This window comes from Pseudomonas siliginis (assembly GCF_019145195.1).
Classification (GTDB): Bacteria; Pseudomonadota; Gammaproteobacteria; order Pseudomonadales; family Pseudomonadaceae; genus Aquipseudomonas; species Aquipseudomonas siliginis.
Genome location: NZ_JAHSTW010000011.1, coordinates 282,164 through 298,265, shown reverse-complemented (window position 1 = coordinate 298,265; position 16,102 = coordinate 282,164). Strand labels below are relative to the sequence as shown.

Sequence of the window (16,102 nt, the reverse complement as noted above, 5' to 3'; positions counted from 1 at the left end):
AGGGGAGTGCTGCGCACTCCAACGGGGATAAATCCCCTCGCCACAGGCGCATGCGCCATTCTGCAAATCCTGCCAATCGTCAGTTTCCAGCTCCGGTTTTAAACCTTTTGCGCTTTATGTGTTCTAGTTATCACTCGGCGGTTTGCTAAGTCGGTCAAGTGCCGCTAAATTGCCATCATTGATACCGAGCATGACATTATGCGTATAGACGGCGTTTCCACTCAGTCCTACCCCATCAAGCGCAAGCCGCGTAAAGGCAATGCGGCGCTGGATGAGTCCGTCGACATCATCGACGGTGAGCTGGAATTCCCGAGCGAAGAGCAGTTGGCCGCCCGTGCTGCCCAAGCCACCGCGCAACGCCTGAGCAACCTGCCTGCCCGTCAACAAGACATGATTTACCACCGCGCGATGAAGAAAAGCGTAGCCATGGCTCTGGCCAGCTACCTGAGCACCGCCGGTTTTGTCGATTGGGACGCAGACGTGCTGGGCCTCGATCTGTATATCTGATGGATCTGCCTTACTACCTCGGTTGCCCGTCCTGGAGCGAAAATGCCTGGCGCGAGTATCTGTATCCGGTAGACGCAAAAACCTCCGACTTTCTCGCTCTCTACTGCCAGGTGTTCAACGCCGTCGAAGGCAACACCACCTTCTACGCCAGCCCGTCGCCAGCCACTGTGCAACGCTGGGCCGAGATCATGCCGGCGCACTTTCGCTTCACTGCCAAATTCCCCGGCGACATCAGCCACAGCGGCGACTTGCGTGAGCAACTGACCGCTGCCGAAACGTTCCTGCAATTACTCAAGCCATTAGGCGAACGTGTTTCGCCGCTGTGGCTGCAACTGTCGAAAAGCTTCACGCCGCAGCGTCTGCCGGAGCTCGCGGCGTTTATCGATGCGCTGGATTGCCCGCTTGCGGTCGAGGTGCGCAATGAACAGTTCTTCGCCAAGGGCGAGAGCGAGCGTCTGCTCAATCGTCTGTTGCTGGATCGCGGTGTCGAGCGCATCTGCCTCGACCCGCGCGCGCTGTTCAGCTGCTTGTCGACCGAGTCCTCGGTGATCCACGCGCAGTCGAAAAAGCCGCGAGTGCCGACCCGTCCGGCGGCGTTCACGCAGTTTCCGCAGGTGCGCTTCATTGGCCATCCCGAGCTTGAGGCCAACGATGCGTTTCTCGTGCCGTGGGTGGCGAAGATTGCTGAATGGATCGAAGAGGGGCGCACGCCCTACGTCTTTCTGCATACGGCCGATAACCTGTTGGCAGCGAAACTGGCGCAACGTTTTCACGCACAACTGATGCAACGTTTGCCTGGCTTGCCCGCGCTGCCTGAGCTATACAGAGAACCCGCCGCCGAGCAGCTTGGCTTGCTCTGAGGCGGGTTTTTTCTGCCCGGGAGCCCGTCGATGAACGTCCAAGTCAGTCAACAGCAACTCCTCAAAGCCCAAGCCTTCAAGGCCCTGCATGATCGCCAGGGGATCTTCGTCATCCCCAATCCGTGGGATGCCGGCTCGGCGAAGATGCTCGCCAGTCTTGGCTATCAGGCCTTGGCCACCACCAGCGCCGGTTACGCGTTTTCCCAAGGCAAGCCTGATGGCGCGTTGAGTCTCGACGAGACCTTGGCCAATGTCCGCGCGATTGTCGCGGCGACGGATCTGCCGGTGGCGGTGGATCTGGAAAACGGCTTTGCCGATGATCCGGTCGAGGCTGCGCAGAGTCTTCTGCGCGCCGCAGAGGCGGGTGCCGTGGGCGGGTCGATCGAAGATGCCACGGGCCGTGCGGACGCGCCGATCTATTGCTTCGAACACGCGGTTGCACGGATTGAAGCCGCTGTCGCGGCGGTGCGCACCCTGCCGTTTCCCTTCATTCTTACGGCTCGCGCGGAAAATTACCTGCACGGTAATCCCGATCTCGACGACACCATTCGCCGTTTGCAGGCATTTGCCGAAGCGGGTGCCGACGTGCTCTATGCGCCGGGTTTGCGCAGCGCCGAAGAAGTGCTGGCAGTGGTGCAAGCGGTGGCGCCGAAACCGGTCAATGTGTTGATGTCTGGCGGTTTGAAACTGACCGTGCAACAGCTCGAGGAACTAGGCGTCCGGCGGATCAGCACCGGCTCGGCACTGGCGCTGGCGGCGTTCGGCGAGTTTTTCCGCGCGGCTGAGGAAATCCAGCAATCCGGCACCTTTGGCTTCACGTCACAGTCGATGCCGTATGCCAGGGCCAATCAACTCTGCAAGGACTGAGCATGGGACGTTGGCTGTTCTGGGGGGTGTTGCTCGCGATCGCTGGTGGCGCGGTGAGTGTCTGGCGTGGCTGGCTGGACGTGCCACCACAGTGGAACCCGTGGGCGCCCTTGGACGTAAAAGCCGCGCCCAACTGGCTCACCGGTTACAAACTCATGCGCCTGCGCAGTGATCCCGCGCTTTGCGCACAGGCATTGAGCAGCTCGGATCTGCGCGTCAGCCCCCAAGCCGACAGCCCCAGCGCCAAGTGTCCGCTGATCGGTGCTCTGCGGGTGCAGGGCGGTGGAGTGGCGCTGAGCAGCAGTTTCATCGCCAGTTGCCCGCTGGCGGTGGCCTACGCAATGTTTGAACACCACACCCTGCAACCGGCGGCGCAATCGGTTTACGGCCAGAAAATCGCGCGGGTCGATCACCTCGGCAGCTTTGCCTGCCGCAATGTCTACAACCGTGAGAGCGGTGCCCTCAGTCGACATGCGAGTGCCGACGCGCTGGACATCGCCGGTTTCCGCCTGGCTGACGGACGCACGATCAGCGTGCTCAAGGATTGGCCCAAGCAAAATCAGGACGCAGAGTTTCTGCGACAGCTGCGTGACGGCGCCTGTGAGTCATTCAGTGTGGTGTTGAGTCCGGACTACAATGCCGCTCATCGCAATCACTTTCATGTCGATGTCGGGCGCTGGAGCGTGTGTCGCTGAGGATCAGGCGGCGAGGCGCAGGTTCTGCAGAACGATCGGGCGAGCCCAACCATTATCGAAGTCCAGAGCTTTCTGTTGCTCGACGATTTCTTCCGGCGGGAACGGCGGGTAAGGCTTCTGCAGCAAGTCCAGGTCGAACTCGGCAATCGGCAGGTACAGCGGACGTTTCTGCGGAGCAGGGCCTGGCTCCGGCACTGGCTGGCCATTGTTGATCACAATCGGGCGTACCCAGCTGCTGTCGAAATCCTGTTGCTCTTGCTGAGCCTTGAGTTCTTCTGGCGGGAACGGTGGGAACGGCTTGTCCAGCAGCTCCATTTCGAACTCGGCGATCGGCAGGAACAGCGGCTCTGGCGGACGAACTTCGGTTTCCACCACATCGCACTCGCGCTGGCTGACGATATGCGCGTGCAGCTCGCTGCCAACGGTTGGTTCTTCCGGGCTGTTCAGGTCTACCGGTGGAAACGTGCCACAGGCAGGCACCACTTCACTCGTCTGTTCGGCCAGAGCCTGGGCAAAGAAATCCTGCCACAGGTGACTGACGCCGCTCAGTGCTTGAGTGTTATGACGGCTGAAGTCGCCATGGGGCGAAACGTAGCCAATCGATGTGGGAAGAATGCCTGACATTTTTTTCGGTTGACGCTCAGCTCTGGCAAAATGCGCGTTGAATGGTTTATCGGCGGTTTTTGTCGATCCTTAACTTTTTTGAGCGTTTTTTCATGATCGAGTCACCCGCGGCCTGCCGCATCCATGTCCAGGCCCTTGCCCCGACGTTTCAAGCGCAAGCCGAGCACTGGGCCGAACGTCTCGGCCTGCCGCTCGGCGAGGCCGACGGTGAGTTCGCCTTGCAGGTCGGCGAGCAGGGTTTGCAGTTGCAGCAGCTTGGCCCGGATGCGCCTGGACCGGTGCGGGTCGACTTCGTCGAAGGCGGCGCGGCGCATCGTCGTTTGTATGGCGGCGGCAGCGGCCAGATGATCGCTAAAGCGGTCGGCATCGCCCAAGGCGTGCGCCCGCGGGTGCTGGATGCCACGGCGGGCTTGGGCAAGGATGCGTTTGTATTGGCCAGTCTTGGTTGTGAAATGAGCCTGATCGAGCGTCAACCGCTGATCGGCGCGCTGCTTGAGGACGGCCTGGCCCGGGCGGCAGAAGATTTCGACGTGGCGCCGATCGTGGCGCGGATGAAACTGCTCAAGGGCAATTCCATCGAAGTGATGCGCAGTTGGGAAGGGGAGGCGCCGCAGGTGATCTATCTCGACCCGATGTTCCCGCATCGCGAGAAAACCGCGCTGGTGAAAAAGGAAATGCGCCTGTTCCGCCCGCTGGTCGGTGATGATCCGGATGCCCCGGCCCTGCTTGAAGCGGCGCTGGCCCTGGCCACGCATCGGGTGGTAGTCAAACGCCCGCGCAAGGCGCCGTGCATCGAAGGGCCGAAACCGAGCCATGCGCTGGATGGCAAATCGAGCCGGTATGACATTTATCCGAAGAAAGCACTGAAGCCCTAGAAGCAGCTGCAAGCTGCAAGCTGCAAGCTGCAAGCTACAAGCCAGAGCCAATTCACTGCTTTTGCTTTTTCTTGCAGCTTGTAGCTAGAAGCTCGCAGCTGCTCCTCCCCCATAGGCCCTCATAAACAACCCCACCACCTCCCGCACATGCCGCTCCGCTGCCTCTCCGGTCAGCGGCTCGCCGCAGCCGTACAACAAACGAAAATTTCCCGCCCCTTTGATCAGGCAGAAGAAGTGCTCGGCGGCGTTGCGTGGCTGGTCGATGCTCAGCGCGCCGGTTGCATGGATTTTCGCCAGCAGACCTTCCATGCCGTTGACCACGCGCTCTGGGCCAGCCTCGAAGAAGATCAGCGACAGCTTCGGGTCCTGACTGCCCAGCGCCATGATCAGGCGGTGCAGGTTCACTGATTCATCGCTGTTGATCAGTTGGTGAAAGCCCCGGGCAATGTTCAGCAATACATTTTCCACCGCGATGCCGTCCGGCAATTCGAAGAACAGCGGCGGCAATTGTTCCTCGCATTTCGCGACGACGGCGGCGGAGAACAGCGTCTCCTTGTCGTTGAAATGGCTGTAGACCGTCAACTTCGACACGCCCGCCTCGCTGGCAACCGCGTCCATGCTGGTGTTGGCGTAGCCATGGCAGAGAAACAGGGTTTTCGCCGCATCGAGGATCGCCTGGCGTTTGGCCAGATCCTTGGGGCGGCCCGGGCCGTTTGGAGCTGAAAGATTGTTCGACATTCTTCGCTTTTAATACTGGACTGGTGAGTTTGCTATTAATACCATACCCGCCAGTATAAATATTCCAAGCCTCATTCGCGAAAGGTCCGTCACCATGTTCCGCCATGCGTTGTCCTTTGCCGTGCCAGTCAGTCTGGCGTTCCTGTTATCGGCGTGCGGTCAGGAAGAGGTGACCAAGGTCACCGTGCGACCGGCCATGGTGGTACAGCCCGAGCCTTCGGCGCAGGCGATGGAAAGTTATCCGGGCGAGGTGCGTGCCCGTTATGAGCCTGATCTGGCATTCCGCATCGGCGGCAAAGTCAGCCGACGACTGGTCGACGAAGGCCAGCGCGTCAAGGCCGATCAGCCCTTGGCCGAACTCGATCCGCAGGACGTGCGCCTGCAACTGGAAGCCACCCGCGCGCAGGTCGCCGCCGCCGAGGCCAATCTGAACCTGGTCCGCGCCGAACGGGATCGCTATAAAACCCTGATGGATCGGCAGATGGTCAGCCGCTCGGCCTACGACAACGCCGAAAATCTATATCGCTCCGGCGAAGCCCGCCTTAAACAAATCAAAGCTGAATTCAACGTTTCGACCAACCAGGCCAGTTACGCGGTGCTGCGTGCGCCGCAGGATGGTGTGGTGGCCAAGCGTTCGGTGGAAGTCGGTCAGGTGGTCGCTGCCGGGCAAACCGTGTTCACACTCGCCACCGATGGTGAGCGCGAAGTGTTGATCAGCCTGCCGGAGCAAAGCTTCGGCCGCTTCAAGGTCGGTCAGCCAGTGACCGTGGAATTGTGGGCGCAGCAGAATCAGCGGTTTGCCGGGCAGATCCGCGAGTTGTCGCCATCCGCCGATCCGCGCTCGCGCACTTTTGCCGCGCGTATCTCGTTCACCAGCGGCAAAGTCCCGGCCGAGCTGGGGCAGAGCGCCCGGGTGTTCGTGCAATCGGCTGACAGTGTCTCGTTGTCGATACCGCTTTCCGCGCTGACCGCTGAAAACGGCGCGACTTACGTCTGGGTGGTCAACGGCAACAACACGTTGAAGAAAACCCCGGTGCGGGTCGGTCCGTTCGGCGAGAAAAGCGTGGCGGTGCTCGAGGGCTTGAATGCCAGCGACTGGGTGGTGGCTGCCGGCGTTCACGTATTGCTCGACGGCCAGCAGGTGCGACCAGTGGATCGCTCCAACCGTGTGGTCAATCTGGCGAACAAGGAGTAAGCCCCGATGCGCTTCAACCTCTCCGAATGGGCGTTGCGTAATCGCCAGATCGTACTGTTCCTGATGCTTTTGCTCGCCGTTGTCGGCGCGTTGTCCTACACCAAGCTCGGCCAGAGCGAAGACCCGCCGTTCACTTTCAAGGCGATGGTCATTCAGACCCGCTGGCCCGGCGCGACCGCGCAGGAGGTCTCGCGTCAGGTCACCGAACGCATCGAAAAGAAGCTGATGGAAACCGGCGAGTACGAACGCATCATGTCGTTCTCCCGCCCCGGTGAGTCCCAGGTGACCTTCATCGCCCGCGACTCGATGCACTCCAAGCAAATCCCCGATCTCTGGTATCAGTTGCGCAAGAAGGTCGGCGATATCCGCCAGACTTTGCCGCCGGGAATTCAGGGGCCGTTCTTCAACGATGAGTTCGGCACCACCTTCGGCAATATCTACGCGCTGACCGGCGACGGTTTCGACTACGCCGTGCTCAAGGATTACGCCGACCGCATCCAGATTCAACTGCAGCGGGTCAAGGACGTCGGCAAGGTCGAACTGCTCGGCCTGCAGGACGAGAAAATCTGGGTCGAGCTGTCCAACGTCAAGCTCGCCACCCTCGGCTTGCCGCTGGCGGCGGTGCAGCAGGCGCTGGAGGAACAGAATGCGGTGTCCACGGCGGGGTTCTTCGAAACCGGCAGCGAGCGCTTGCAGCTGCGCGTCTCGGGGAATTTTCAGACAGTCGATGAGATAAAGAACTTTCCGATCCGCGTCGCCGATCGTACGTTCCGCATCGCCGATATCGCCGATGTGCGTCGCGGTTTCAGCGACCCACCGGCGCCGCGCATGCGTTTCATGGGCGACGATGCGATCGGTCTGGCCGTGGCGATGAAGGACGGCGGCGACATTCTGGTGCTGGGCAAGGCGCTGGAGGGCGAGTTCTCGCGGATCCAGAAAAACCTCCCGGCCGGCATGCAACTGCGCAAGGTGTCTGATCAGCCGGCAGCGGTAAAAACCGGCGTCGGCGAGTTCGTTCAGGTACTGGTCGAGGCACTGGCGATCGTCTTGCTGGTGAGCTTCTTTTCCCTCGGCGTGCGCACCGGCATGGTCGTCGCGCTGACCATTCCGCTGGTGCTGGCGATGACCTTCGCTTGCATGTATTACCTCGGCATCGGTCTGCACAAGATTTCCCTCGGTGCGCTGGTGCTGGCGCTGGGTCTGCTGGTGGACGACGCGATCATCGCCGTGGAAATGATGGCGATCAAAATGGAGCAGGGCTTCGATCGCATTCGCGCGGCGAGTTATGCCTGGACCAGCACCGCATTCCCGATGCTTACCGGCACGCTGATCACCGCCGCCGGCTTCCTGCCGATTGCCACTGCGCAGTCCGGCACCGGTGAATACACCCGCTCGATTTTCCAGGTGGTGACCATTGCCTTGCTCGCCTCATGGGTCGCGGCGGTGATGTTCGTGCCGTATCTGGGGGAAAAACTCCTGCCGGATTTGGCGAAAATTCACGCGGCAAAACACGGCACTGGCGATGGTCAACCGGATCCGTATGCCACGCCGTTTTATCAGCGCGTGCGGCGTCTGGTGGAATGGTGCGTGGCCCATCGCAAGACGGTGATCGTGCTGACTGTGGGCCTGTTTATTGCCTCGGTGATGTTGTTCCGCTTTGTGCCGCAGCAGTTCTTCCCGGCTTCGAACCGGCTGGAGTTGATGGTCGACCTGAAACTGGCCGAAGGCGTTTCGCTGGCCAACACCACCAGTGAAGTCAAACGCCTCGAAGCAATGCTCAAGGAGCACGCTGGCATCGACAATTACGTGGCCTACGTCGGCACCGGTTCGCCACGCTTCTACCTGCCGCTGGATCAGCAACTGCCGGCGGCGAGTTTTGCCCAGTTCGTGGTGTTGGCAAAAACCATCGAAGAGCGTGAAGCGCTGCGCAGCTGGTTGATCGAAACCCTCAACGAACAGTTCCCGGCCCTGCGTTCGCGGGTCACTCGTTTGGAAAATGGCCCGCCGGTTGGCTATCCGGTGCAGTTCCGCGTCACGGGCGAGCACATCGAAGAAGTCCGTGCGTTGGCGCGCAAGGTGGCGGCAAAGGTTCGCGAGAATCCGCATGTGGTCAACGTGCATCTGGACTGGGAAGAGCCAAGCAAAGTTGTCTACCTGAACATCGATCAGGATCGCGCCCGCGCGCTGGGTGTAAGCACGGCCAATCTGGCGAAATTCCTGCAGAGTTCGCTGGTGGGTTCGACGGTCAGCCAGTACCGGGAAGACAACGAATTGATCGAGATTCTGCTGCGCGGCACCGTGCACGAGCGCACTGAATTGTCGTTATTGCCGAGCCTGGCGGTGCCGACGGATAACGGTCGCAGTGTGGCGTTGTCGCAGATTGCCACGCTGGAATACGGCTTCGAGGAAGGCATCATCTGGCACCGCAACCGCCTGCCGAACGTGACCGTACGCGCTGACATTTATGGCAAGGAGCAACCGGCGACGCTGGTCAAACAGATCATGCCGACGCTGGACCCGATTCGCGCTGAGTTGCCCGATGGTTATCTGCTGGATGTCGGCGGCACGGTGGAGGATTCCGAGCGCGGGCAGAAGTCGGTGAATGCCGGGGTGCCGATGTTCATTGTCGTGGTGCTGACCTTGCTGATGGTGCAGTTGCGCAGTTTCTCGCGTACGGCGATGGTGTTTCTGACGGCGCCGTTGGGCTTGATCGGGGTGACCCTGTTTCTGATGGTGTTCCGGCAGCCGTTCGGGTTTGTGGCGATGCTCGGGACCATCGCGTTGTCCGGGATGATCATGCGCAATTCGGTGATTCTGGTCGATCAGATCGAGCAGGATATCGCGTCCGGGCTTAAGCCTTGGCAGGCGATCATCGAGGCGACGGTGCGGCGCTTCCGGCCGATTGTGTTGACGGCGCTGGCGGCTGTGCTGGCGATGATTCCGCTGTCGCGCAGTGTGTTTTTCGGGCCGATGGCGGTGGCGATCATGGGTGGGTTGATTGTCGCGACTGCGCTGACGCTGTTGTTTTTGCCGGCGTTGTATGCGGCCTGGTTCAGGGTGCGTAAGGAGGCTTGAGGTTTTTGTGTCGTGGCGGCCTTCGGGCCGACCATGACTTGGGGGTTTTGGGTGTATATCCGTTGCTGTGGGTGTTGCTGATTACGGTTCCGCCCTTACGGCGGGTCACCTTTTTCAAACGCCAAAAAGGTAACCCAAAACGCTTGCTCCTGCGTTCGGCCCTCGCAGGCTCGGGTTCCTTCGCTGCGGGATCGATCCGGGCGCAGCGGCTCCGGTTTGCTTCGCTGCACCTACACTCGCTGTGTACGACTGCGTCGTACGGTCGCTGCGCTCCCACGCCCGGATCAATCCCTCCACTCAGCCTTCCGACGTCGCCGGTGGATCAAGATCAAAAGCGGTACTCGAGCTTGCGCTCATTGTTGAGTGGGGCGGCTTTGCCGCGGGCAGCTGCGCTGCTTTGCTTTTGTGGGAGCGAGCCTGCTCGCGAAGGCGGTCTGACAGCCAATTCATTTCGAATCGCCAATTCACGCTGCCTTCCTACAGCTTTTTCAGAGTCCTCCGATCTTGAGGCGCTTGCCGTCCAATGCTGTACTCCGGGTTCTGCTTTTCCGAGTCCTTGAGTCTGTCTGATGAAGAAACCACCGACATTAGCTGGCAGAACGGATCCTGTTTTCGACCTGTTGGCCCGCTCGCCCCACAAGCAACGACTTGCGGATTATCTGGCGCTGCTCAAGCCGCTCGATGATCAGGGGCGCTATCTGCCATTCGAGGCGTTGCGCTATCGCTGGGCGGCTGGGTTGGACGCGAATCTTTGTTGGGCGTTGGTGAAGAAGGCGCGGGCGGCCCAGTACATTCATTTGTTGCCGTTGGGCGAGCCGGTGCAGTGGGGCAAATACGTGCCAACGCCGTTGGCGCAGAAAACCTTGGCTGTGGTGGATCGTTACGCCAGTACGGCCGCGCTGGATTACATGACCAGTCAGATCGGCGAGCGGGCGCATTTCTCCTGTCTGCTCAATGACCTGATCGAAGACGAAGCCATCGCCAGTAGCCAGTTGGAGGGCGCGGCGACTACCACGCGCGTAGCCAAGGACATGCTCAAGCATCAGCGCCAGCCGCGGACGCCAGATGAGCGCATGGTCATGGGTAATTATCGAATGATGAATTTCGCTTGGGAAAAGCGTTATGAACCTCTGAGCATTGAGCTGATTGCAGAGATCCATCGAGTGGGTATGGAGGGGATCGATGACGAGCAGTATTCCCCAGGATTGTTCCGGACCAATGATGAGGTGGTTGTTCAGGATGGTTCAGGCAACACCGTGCACCGACCACCTCCTGCTGCAGGATTGGTCGCGCGGTTGGCGAGGCTGTCCGCCTGGATCAACCGGCCCGCTGCCTCGATTCTGGACAAAAATTATCTGCATCCACTGATCAAGGCCGTGACGCTGCATTTCGCCATGGGTTATGAACATCCATTTCGCGACGGTAACGGGCGGGTCGCGAGAGCCTTGTTTTACTGGTTCATGTTCAAACATGAGTTCGCGGCGTTTCGCTACATTGCGATCAGTCTGCTGCTGCGCAATGCACCGGTGAAATACGGACGCTCCTACCTGCACACCGAGGCGGATGAGCTGGATCTGACTTATTTCATCGAGTTTCAATGCGCGGTTGTTTTGCGAGCCGTGGTCGGTTTTACAACTGTGTACCGCAAGAGTCTGGCAGACACTCAGGACTTTCAGCGCTGGCTGACGAGCTCTGGCGTAATTGCTCAACTGACGGAACGGCAGCGCGCGGTGTATCAGGTGGCTAAAAGCGGGGAGGCGAAGGAGTTTACGGCGAGCAATGTCGCGGAAAATTTTTCCTGCTCGGGTAGCGAGGCGGCGTCGATTCTGGAAGGGCTGGACCAATTGCAGCTTTTTGAGAGAAGGAATATGGGGCGGGAGTGGGTGTTTTTTTTACGTAGTTCTTTACGTGGAGGCAAGCATGGGAGCGAATTGAATCGCCCCCATGTTGTAACGACTTAAAGCGTACCAAACACTTTCTTCGCCAGACTCGTCGCCGCAGCGGCCGGGTTCTGGCGGATGGTTTCTTCCTGTTTGCCGATCATCTCGAACAGGCCATTCAGTGCTTGCTCGGTGACGTAGTTCTCGACATTTGCGCTCTTCGCGTCCACCACGCCAAACGCAGCGGCCTGGCCCGCAAACGAGTTGTACTTCTGCGCGACGCCGACCTTGTCGGTGGCTTGTTTGACGATGGGCAGGAATTTCGCGCGGATCTGTTCGCGGCTGGATTTGTTCAGGTATTGGGTCGCCGAATCATTGCCGCCGCTGAGGATGCCTTTGGCGTCGGCCACGCTCATTTTCTTCACTGCATCGACGAGGATTGGCTGGGCCTGGGTCACGGCGGATTCGGCGGCTTTGTTCATCGCGGTTTCCAGTTCTTCGACCTGGGCGCCCATGCCGAAGGCTTTCATCTTGCTCGCGGCTTTGCCGAGTTTGCCCGGCAGTTCGATTTTCACTTCGGGGTTGTTGCTGAAGCCGCCCGGGGTGCCGAGCTGTTTCACGGCGATCTGGGCGCCTTGGGTCAGGGCGTCCTTGAGGCCGCCGGTGGCGTCTTGTTGCGACAGGTCGTTGAGCGACAAGGCCAAGGCGTTGGCGGAGATCAGCAGACCGGCGCAGGCGGCGGCGAAGCGAAGGGTAGGGCGGCGCATGGCGGCTTCCTTGTGGCGAAAAATGGATTAACGAACGGCGTCGACGCGGATTTTCAGCGGCTGCGGGTCGTTGCCGTCGAGTTGCACGGCGTGGTTTTCGGTGGTGATGAACATCAGCTCGCCGTTGACTTCAATGCGTGCGCTGATCGAATAACGATGGCCGGGTTTGACCTGCGCCGGATCGTAGCTCAAATGAAACGGCAGCGGCACCTGGCCTTTGATCGGGCCTTTCTGTTCGGCGAGGACGATGGCGGGTGCATCGGCCAGCGACACGTCTTGCAGGCTCACGCTCAGGGTCGCGCTCGGGGGCAGGGCGATGCGTTGCAGGTAGGAGACTTCGCCGTCGAGGCTTGCCTTGCCGGCGGGTATGGTTGATTGGCAGGCGCTGAGCAGGGTGGCGGCAGCGATGGTCAGCAGTTTTTTCATGGGTGAATCTCCTTTCAATGTGGGAGCGAGTCTGCTCGCGAAAGCGCTGGATCAGTCAAAATAAATGGCGACTGACACTCCGTCTTCGCGAGCAGGCTCGCTCCCACAGGGGTAAGGCTTCAAGCCTCAGGCTGTGGCGTGATCTGATCCGCCGCATCTTCACTGCGGTGCAGCGCGACCTGGCGGATCGACAGGCGAATCTCCGCCGGCAGCACGCGCTTGGCCGCGCCTTCGGCCAGCTCGCCGAGCAGTTCGTGGTAGCTGAGCTTGCCGGCTTCGTCGCGGCGCAGGACGTCGAGGTCGAGCAGGGTCTGGATGAAGTGGCGGAACAGACTCTTGTCGAAGAACTCCGGCGCATTCAGGCCATGGAGGATTGACAGGCGCTGGGCCATCACTGTGCAGAGGTCTTCCAGCTCTTCGGCGCTGATGCTGTTCTGGCCGCTGTTGAGCAGCAAAGATACGGTCATGTAGAACCGCTGCAGGGTCTGCGCGATGCTTTTCGACAGCAGTGTCAGCAGGACGAAATGCCGCGAACTCGGCGCCGGGCGCAGGTAAACGTCCTTCTCGAAACGCAGCAGGCCCTGCTCGACGAACGCTTCCAGCCACTGATCGATCACCGCGTCGAGTTCTTCCAGGCTCCAGCGGATGAACAGCTCCGATTGCAGGTACGGATACAGCGCGCGGGTGTAGCGCAGGATCTGCTCGCGGCTCATGCGCGAGGTGCTCTGGAAGAAACTCGCCAGCAACGACGGCAGAGCGAAAATGTGCAGGACGTTGTTGCGGTAGTAAGTCATCAGGACCGCGTTCTGCTCGTCCAGATACAGAATCTTGCCCAGCGCATCGTTCTGCTCGGCGAGCAGATCCATGTCTTTCACATGCTCGATCAGCGCCCGGCCATCGCCTTCCGGCAAGGTGGTGTGCGGCGAATACGGGACTTTGCGCAGCAGCGCCAGATACAGATCCAGCACCCGCGCCATGGCCCGATCATCCAGGGCCAGACGCGTGGTCGACAGCAGTGCCAGCGCCACCAGATTCACTGGATTGATCGCGGCCGCTTCGTTGAGGTGCCGGGCGACTTTCTCGCCGAGGCGGTTGGTGGTTTCGTTCAGCCACGCCGGTTTGAACTGCGGGCCGAGCTCCTGCTGGCGCCAGTCCGGTTGCTCGGCGTCGAGAAATTCCGCCAGTTTGATCGGCTCGCCGAAGTTGACCGCGACCTGACCGAAGCGCTGCTTGAGCGCGCCGATCACTTTGAAAATATCGAAGATCGATTCTTTCTTCTTGCTCGCGCCGCGCAGCTCACCGAGGTAGGTGCGGCCTTCGAGCACGCGCTCGTATCCGATGTACACCGGCACGAACACGATCGGCATCCGCGACGAACGCAGGAAACTGCGCAGAGTGATCGCGAGCATGCCGGTTTTCGGTTGCAGCATGCGCCCGGTGCGCGAGCGCCCGCCCTCGACGAAATACTCCACCGGGAAACCTTTGGTGAACAGCGTGTGCAGGTATTCGTTGAACACCGAGGTGTACAGCGGATTGCCCTTGAACGTGCGGCGCATGAAGAACGCACCGCCGCGACGCAGCAGGCTGCCGATCACCGGCATGTTCAGGTTGATCCCGGCAGCAATGTGCGGCGGGGTCAGGCCGTTGCGGAACAGCAGATAGGAAAGCAGCAGGTAATCGATGTGGCTGCGATGGCACGGCACGTAGATCACTTCGTGACCTTGCGCGACGTTCTGCACGCCCTCGATGTGGTTGACCTTGATGCCGTCGTAGATCTTGTTCCAGAACCAGCTCAGCACCACTTCTAGAAAGCGGATCGCGGTGTAGGTGTAGTCCGAGGCGATCTCGTTGCCATAGCGCAGGGCTTGGGCCTTGGCTTTCTCCGGCGAGATTTTTTCGCGCTCGGCTTCGTCGAGGATCGCCTGTTTGACCAACGGCTGATTGAGCAGGCCTTTGACCAGATTGCGTCGGTGGGAAATGTCCGGGCCGATCACCGCGGCTTTCAAGTTGCGGAAGTGTACGCGCAGGATGCGCTGCGCCATGCGCACGGTGCGCTCATGACCCTTGTTGTGATCGATCAGTTCGCGCAGGTGGATCGGCGCGGAAAACTGCACGCGGGTTTTACGCCCGAGGACGATGATGCTCAGCAGCCGGCGCAGGCGCCCGGTGACTGCCCAGCTGTCGGCGAACAACAGTTTCCACGCGCTGTTTTCGCTGTCTGGCGACTGGCCCCAGAACACGCTGACCGGAATGATCTGCGCGTCTTCGGCTGCATTCTGTGTCAGCGCGCTGACCAGACGGGTGAGAGTCGGCGGCGCACCGCGTTTGTCCTGACGGCCGAGCCAGTCCGGGTCCGGCGTCAGGTAAAAAAACGCCGCAGGTTCGATCAGCGTACCGACCGACACCGCCAGCACCGGGCGGGGCAGGCCGGCCTTGGTGCACTCGGTGTCGACCACCGCCAGATCGGTCAGTGATGGGTTTTGCAGGACGTAGAACACCGGACGACTGCGGTCGAGGTTGAGGGTGAACGACGACTGATTGATGGTCTCGGAGCGAACCCAGAGATACAACAGGCGGCGCAGGGTGCCAAACACAAGACGGCGGAACGGGGAACGGGTCATACGGCTTCTGCGTGAGTGAATAAAACCGAGCAGGCGCTCGGGGCGGACAGTTTGCCGTATTAGGCGAAAATCGGCAAAAAAGCGCCGAAGTAATCTCCTGTTGAGAGTTTCCGCACCTGTCATATACTCGGCGCTCTGTTGCCGGTGCCCTGTTATGGACGTCGGACGCAGGCTGACGTTCCTCGAAGGCTTTCCTGCGAAAAGCCCGTTCAATAATAAAAAAGGAGTATGAACAGATGGCAACACGCGAAACCGGCAACGTGAAGTGGTTCAACGACGCCAAAGGCTATGGCTTTATCCAGCGCGACGACGGCGTGGACGTGTTCGTGCACTACCGCGCGATACGCGGCGAAGGGCACCGCTCGCTGACCGAAGGTCAACAGGTCGAGTATGCGGTGATCACCGGCGAGAAGGGGTTGCAGGCGGAAGACGTTGTAGGTCTGTAACAGCAGCTTCAAGTTTCAAGCTGCAAGCCACAAGCTATAAGCAGTTCCGCTTAAGGCTTGCAGCTTGCAGCTTGCAGCTCGTAACTTGCAGCTGCTTTTAAGCCGTTTTCCAGGTGATTTCTTCTTCCCCGTCTTCGCTGATGCGAATCCAGCGATCGGCGGTTTCTTCACCTTCTTCTTCGACCCACGTCCCCGGTGCACAACGCACCTCGACGTTCAGCGCAGCAAACGCTGCGCGGGCGCAGGCGATGTCGTCGTCCCAAGGGGTCTGGTCGCTTTCCAGGAACAGGCTGTTCCACTTGCCCACGGCTTTCGGCAGCCAGGTCACTGGCACGTTGCCGGCCTTGCACTTGTACGTCTGGCCTTTCTGTACCCAGTCGCTGCACGGGCCCAGCGCTTGGCCGAGCCAGGCGGCGATGGCCTTGTGGTCGACGTCGGCGTCTTTCAGGTAAATCTCGATGTCCGGTTGGCGCATGGATGTCCTCACTGCGGGTCTGAAAAATCCATTCGCGGATTTAGCCGGCCC

Annotated in this window: 15 protein-coding genes; 9 read left to right on the top strand and 6 right to left on the bottom strand. The window is 60.3% G+C overall.

Translation table 11 applies throughout. The features are described from left to right. Window positions 1-198 precede the first annotated feature (198 nt). Genes KVG87_RS22495 through KVG87_RS22480 form a run of 4 tightly spaced genes read left to right on the top strand, consistent with a single transcriptional unit; the run spans window position 199 to window position 2,929 of the window. Window positions 199-507 carry a hypothetical protein gene (locus tag KVG87_RS22495; protein WP_024011752.1) on the top strand — a complete coding sequence of 103 codons (309 nt, stop codon included), beginning with the start codon at window positions 199-201 and terminating at the stop codon, window positions 505-507. Beyond that, a complete protein-coding gene (locus tag KVG87_RS22490; protein ID WP_041478155.1) occupies window positions 507-1,367 on the top strand; it encodes a DUF72 domain-containing protein in 861 nt (286 codons plus the stop codon). The genes KVG87_RS22495 and KVG87_RS22490 overlap by 1 nt, the downstream gene beginning before the upstream one ends. Before the next feature lie 30 nt (window positions 1,368-1,397). Next, on the top strand, window positions 1,398-2,234 hold the full coding sequence (locus tag KVG87_RS22485) for an isocitrate lyase/PEP mutase family protein (protein WP_217852645.1): 837 nt from the start codon (window positions 1,398-1,400) through the stop codon (window positions 2,232-2,234). A 2-nt stretch (window positions 2,235-2,236) separates the two neighbouring features. Further along, window positions 2,237-2,929, top strand: coding sequence for an extensin-like domain-containing protein (locus tag KVG87_RS22480; protein WP_217852643.1), 693 nt, complete (start codon window positions 2,237-2,239; stop codon window positions 2,927-2,929). 3 nt (window positions 2,930-2,932) lie between these two features. Here the strand turns inward: KVG87_RS22480 and KVG87_RS22475 are convergent, their stop codons facing one another. Then, entirely contained in the window at window positions 2,933-3,553 is a 621-nt protein-coding gene (locus KVG87_RS22475) for an energy transducer TonB (RefSeq protein ID WP_076566083.1), read from the bottom strand. A gap of 92 nt (window positions 3,554-3,645) precedes the next feature. Between KVG87_RS22475 and KVG87_RS22470 the strand changes: the two genes are divergently transcribed. After that, window positions 3,646-4,428, top strand: coding sequence for a class I SAM-dependent methyltransferase (locus KVG87_RS22470; protein ID WP_225930969.1), 783 nt, complete (start codon window positions 3,646-3,648; stop codon window positions 4,426-4,428). 84 nt (window positions 4,429-4,512) lie between these two features. Here the strand turns inward: KVG87_RS22470 and KVG87_RS22465 are convergent, their stop codons facing one another. Next, a complete protein-coding gene (locus KVG87_RS22465; protein ID WP_076566085.1) occupies window positions 4,513-5,166 on the bottom strand; it encodes a TetR/AcrR family transcriptional regulator in 654 nt (217 codons plus the stop codon). Between the two features lie 94 nt (window positions 5,167-5,260). Here KVG87_RS22465 and KVG87_RS22460 point away from each other — a divergent pair, with 94 nt between their 5' ends. From KVG87_RS22460 to KVG87_RS22450, 3 genes are all read left to right on the top strand, one after another. Then, window positions 5,261-6,361: an efflux RND transporter periplasmic adaptor subunit gene (locus KVG87_RS22460; protein WP_041478148.1), complete on the top strand. Its 1,101-nt coding sequence runs from the start codon at window positions 5,261-5,263 to the stop codon at window positions 6,359-6,361. Window positions 6,362-6,367: 6 nt separating this feature from the next. Continuing rightward, window positions 6,368-9,436: an efflux RND transporter permease subunit gene (locus KVG87_RS22455; RefSeq protein ID WP_217852641.1), complete on the top strand. Its 3,069-nt coding sequence runs from the start codon at window positions 6,368-6,370 to the stop codon at window positions 9,434-9,436. Window positions 9,437-10,005: 569 nt separating this feature from the next. Beyond that, the gene (locus KVG87_RS22450; RefSeq protein ID WP_076566091.1) at window positions 10,006-11,397 is read left to right on the top strand and encodes a Fic family protein; all 1,392 of its coding nucleotides are present in this window, start codon (window positions 10,006-10,008) and stop codon (window positions 11,395-11,397) included. Here the strand turns inward: KVG87_RS22450 and KVG87_RS22445 are convergent. The 3 genes from KVG87_RS22445 to plsB form a co-directional block, all read right to left on the bottom strand. Beyond that, window positions 11,394-12,083, bottom strand: a complete 690-nt coding sequence (locus tag KVG87_RS22445) for a DUF4197 domain-containing protein (protein WP_024011760.1) — start codon at window positions 12,081-12,083, stop codon at window positions 11,394-11,396. The genes KVG87_RS22450 and KVG87_RS22445 overlap by 4 nt on opposite strands. Window positions 12,084-12,110: 27 nt before the next feature. Then, on the bottom strand, window positions 12,111-12,509 hold the full coding sequence (locus KVG87_RS22440) for a YbaY family lipoprotein (RefSeq protein ID WP_217852639.1): 399 nt from the start codon (window positions 12,507-12,509) through the stop codon (window positions 12,111-12,113). Between the two features lie 119 nt (window positions 12,510-12,628). Beyond that, the gene (gene plsB, locus KVG87_RS22435) at window positions 12,629-15,130 is read right to left on the bottom strand and encodes a glycerol-3-phosphate 1-O-acyltransferase PlsB (protein WP_217852637.1); all 2,502 of its coding nucleotides are present in this window, start codon (window positions 15,128-15,130) and stop codon (window positions 12,629-12,631) included. Between the two features lie 236 nt (window positions 15,131-15,366). On the opposite strand from plsB, the gene KVG87_RS22430 reads away from it, so the two are divergent. Beyond that, window positions 15,367-15,576, top strand: a complete 210-nt coding sequence (locus KVG87_RS22430) for a cold-shock protein (RefSeq protein WP_016771489.1) — start codon at window positions 15,367-15,369, stop codon at window positions 15,574-15,576. 97 nt (window positions 15,577-15,673) lie between these two features. On the opposite strand, the gene KVG87_RS22425 is transcribed toward KVG87_RS22430, so the two are convergent. Further along, window positions 15,674-16,051, bottom strand: coding sequence for a hypothetical protein (locus KVG87_RS22425; protein ID WP_016771488.1), 378 nt, complete (start codon window positions 16,049-16,051; stop codon window positions 15,674-15,676). Between the last annotated feature and the right edge of the window lie 51 nt (window positions 16,052-16,102).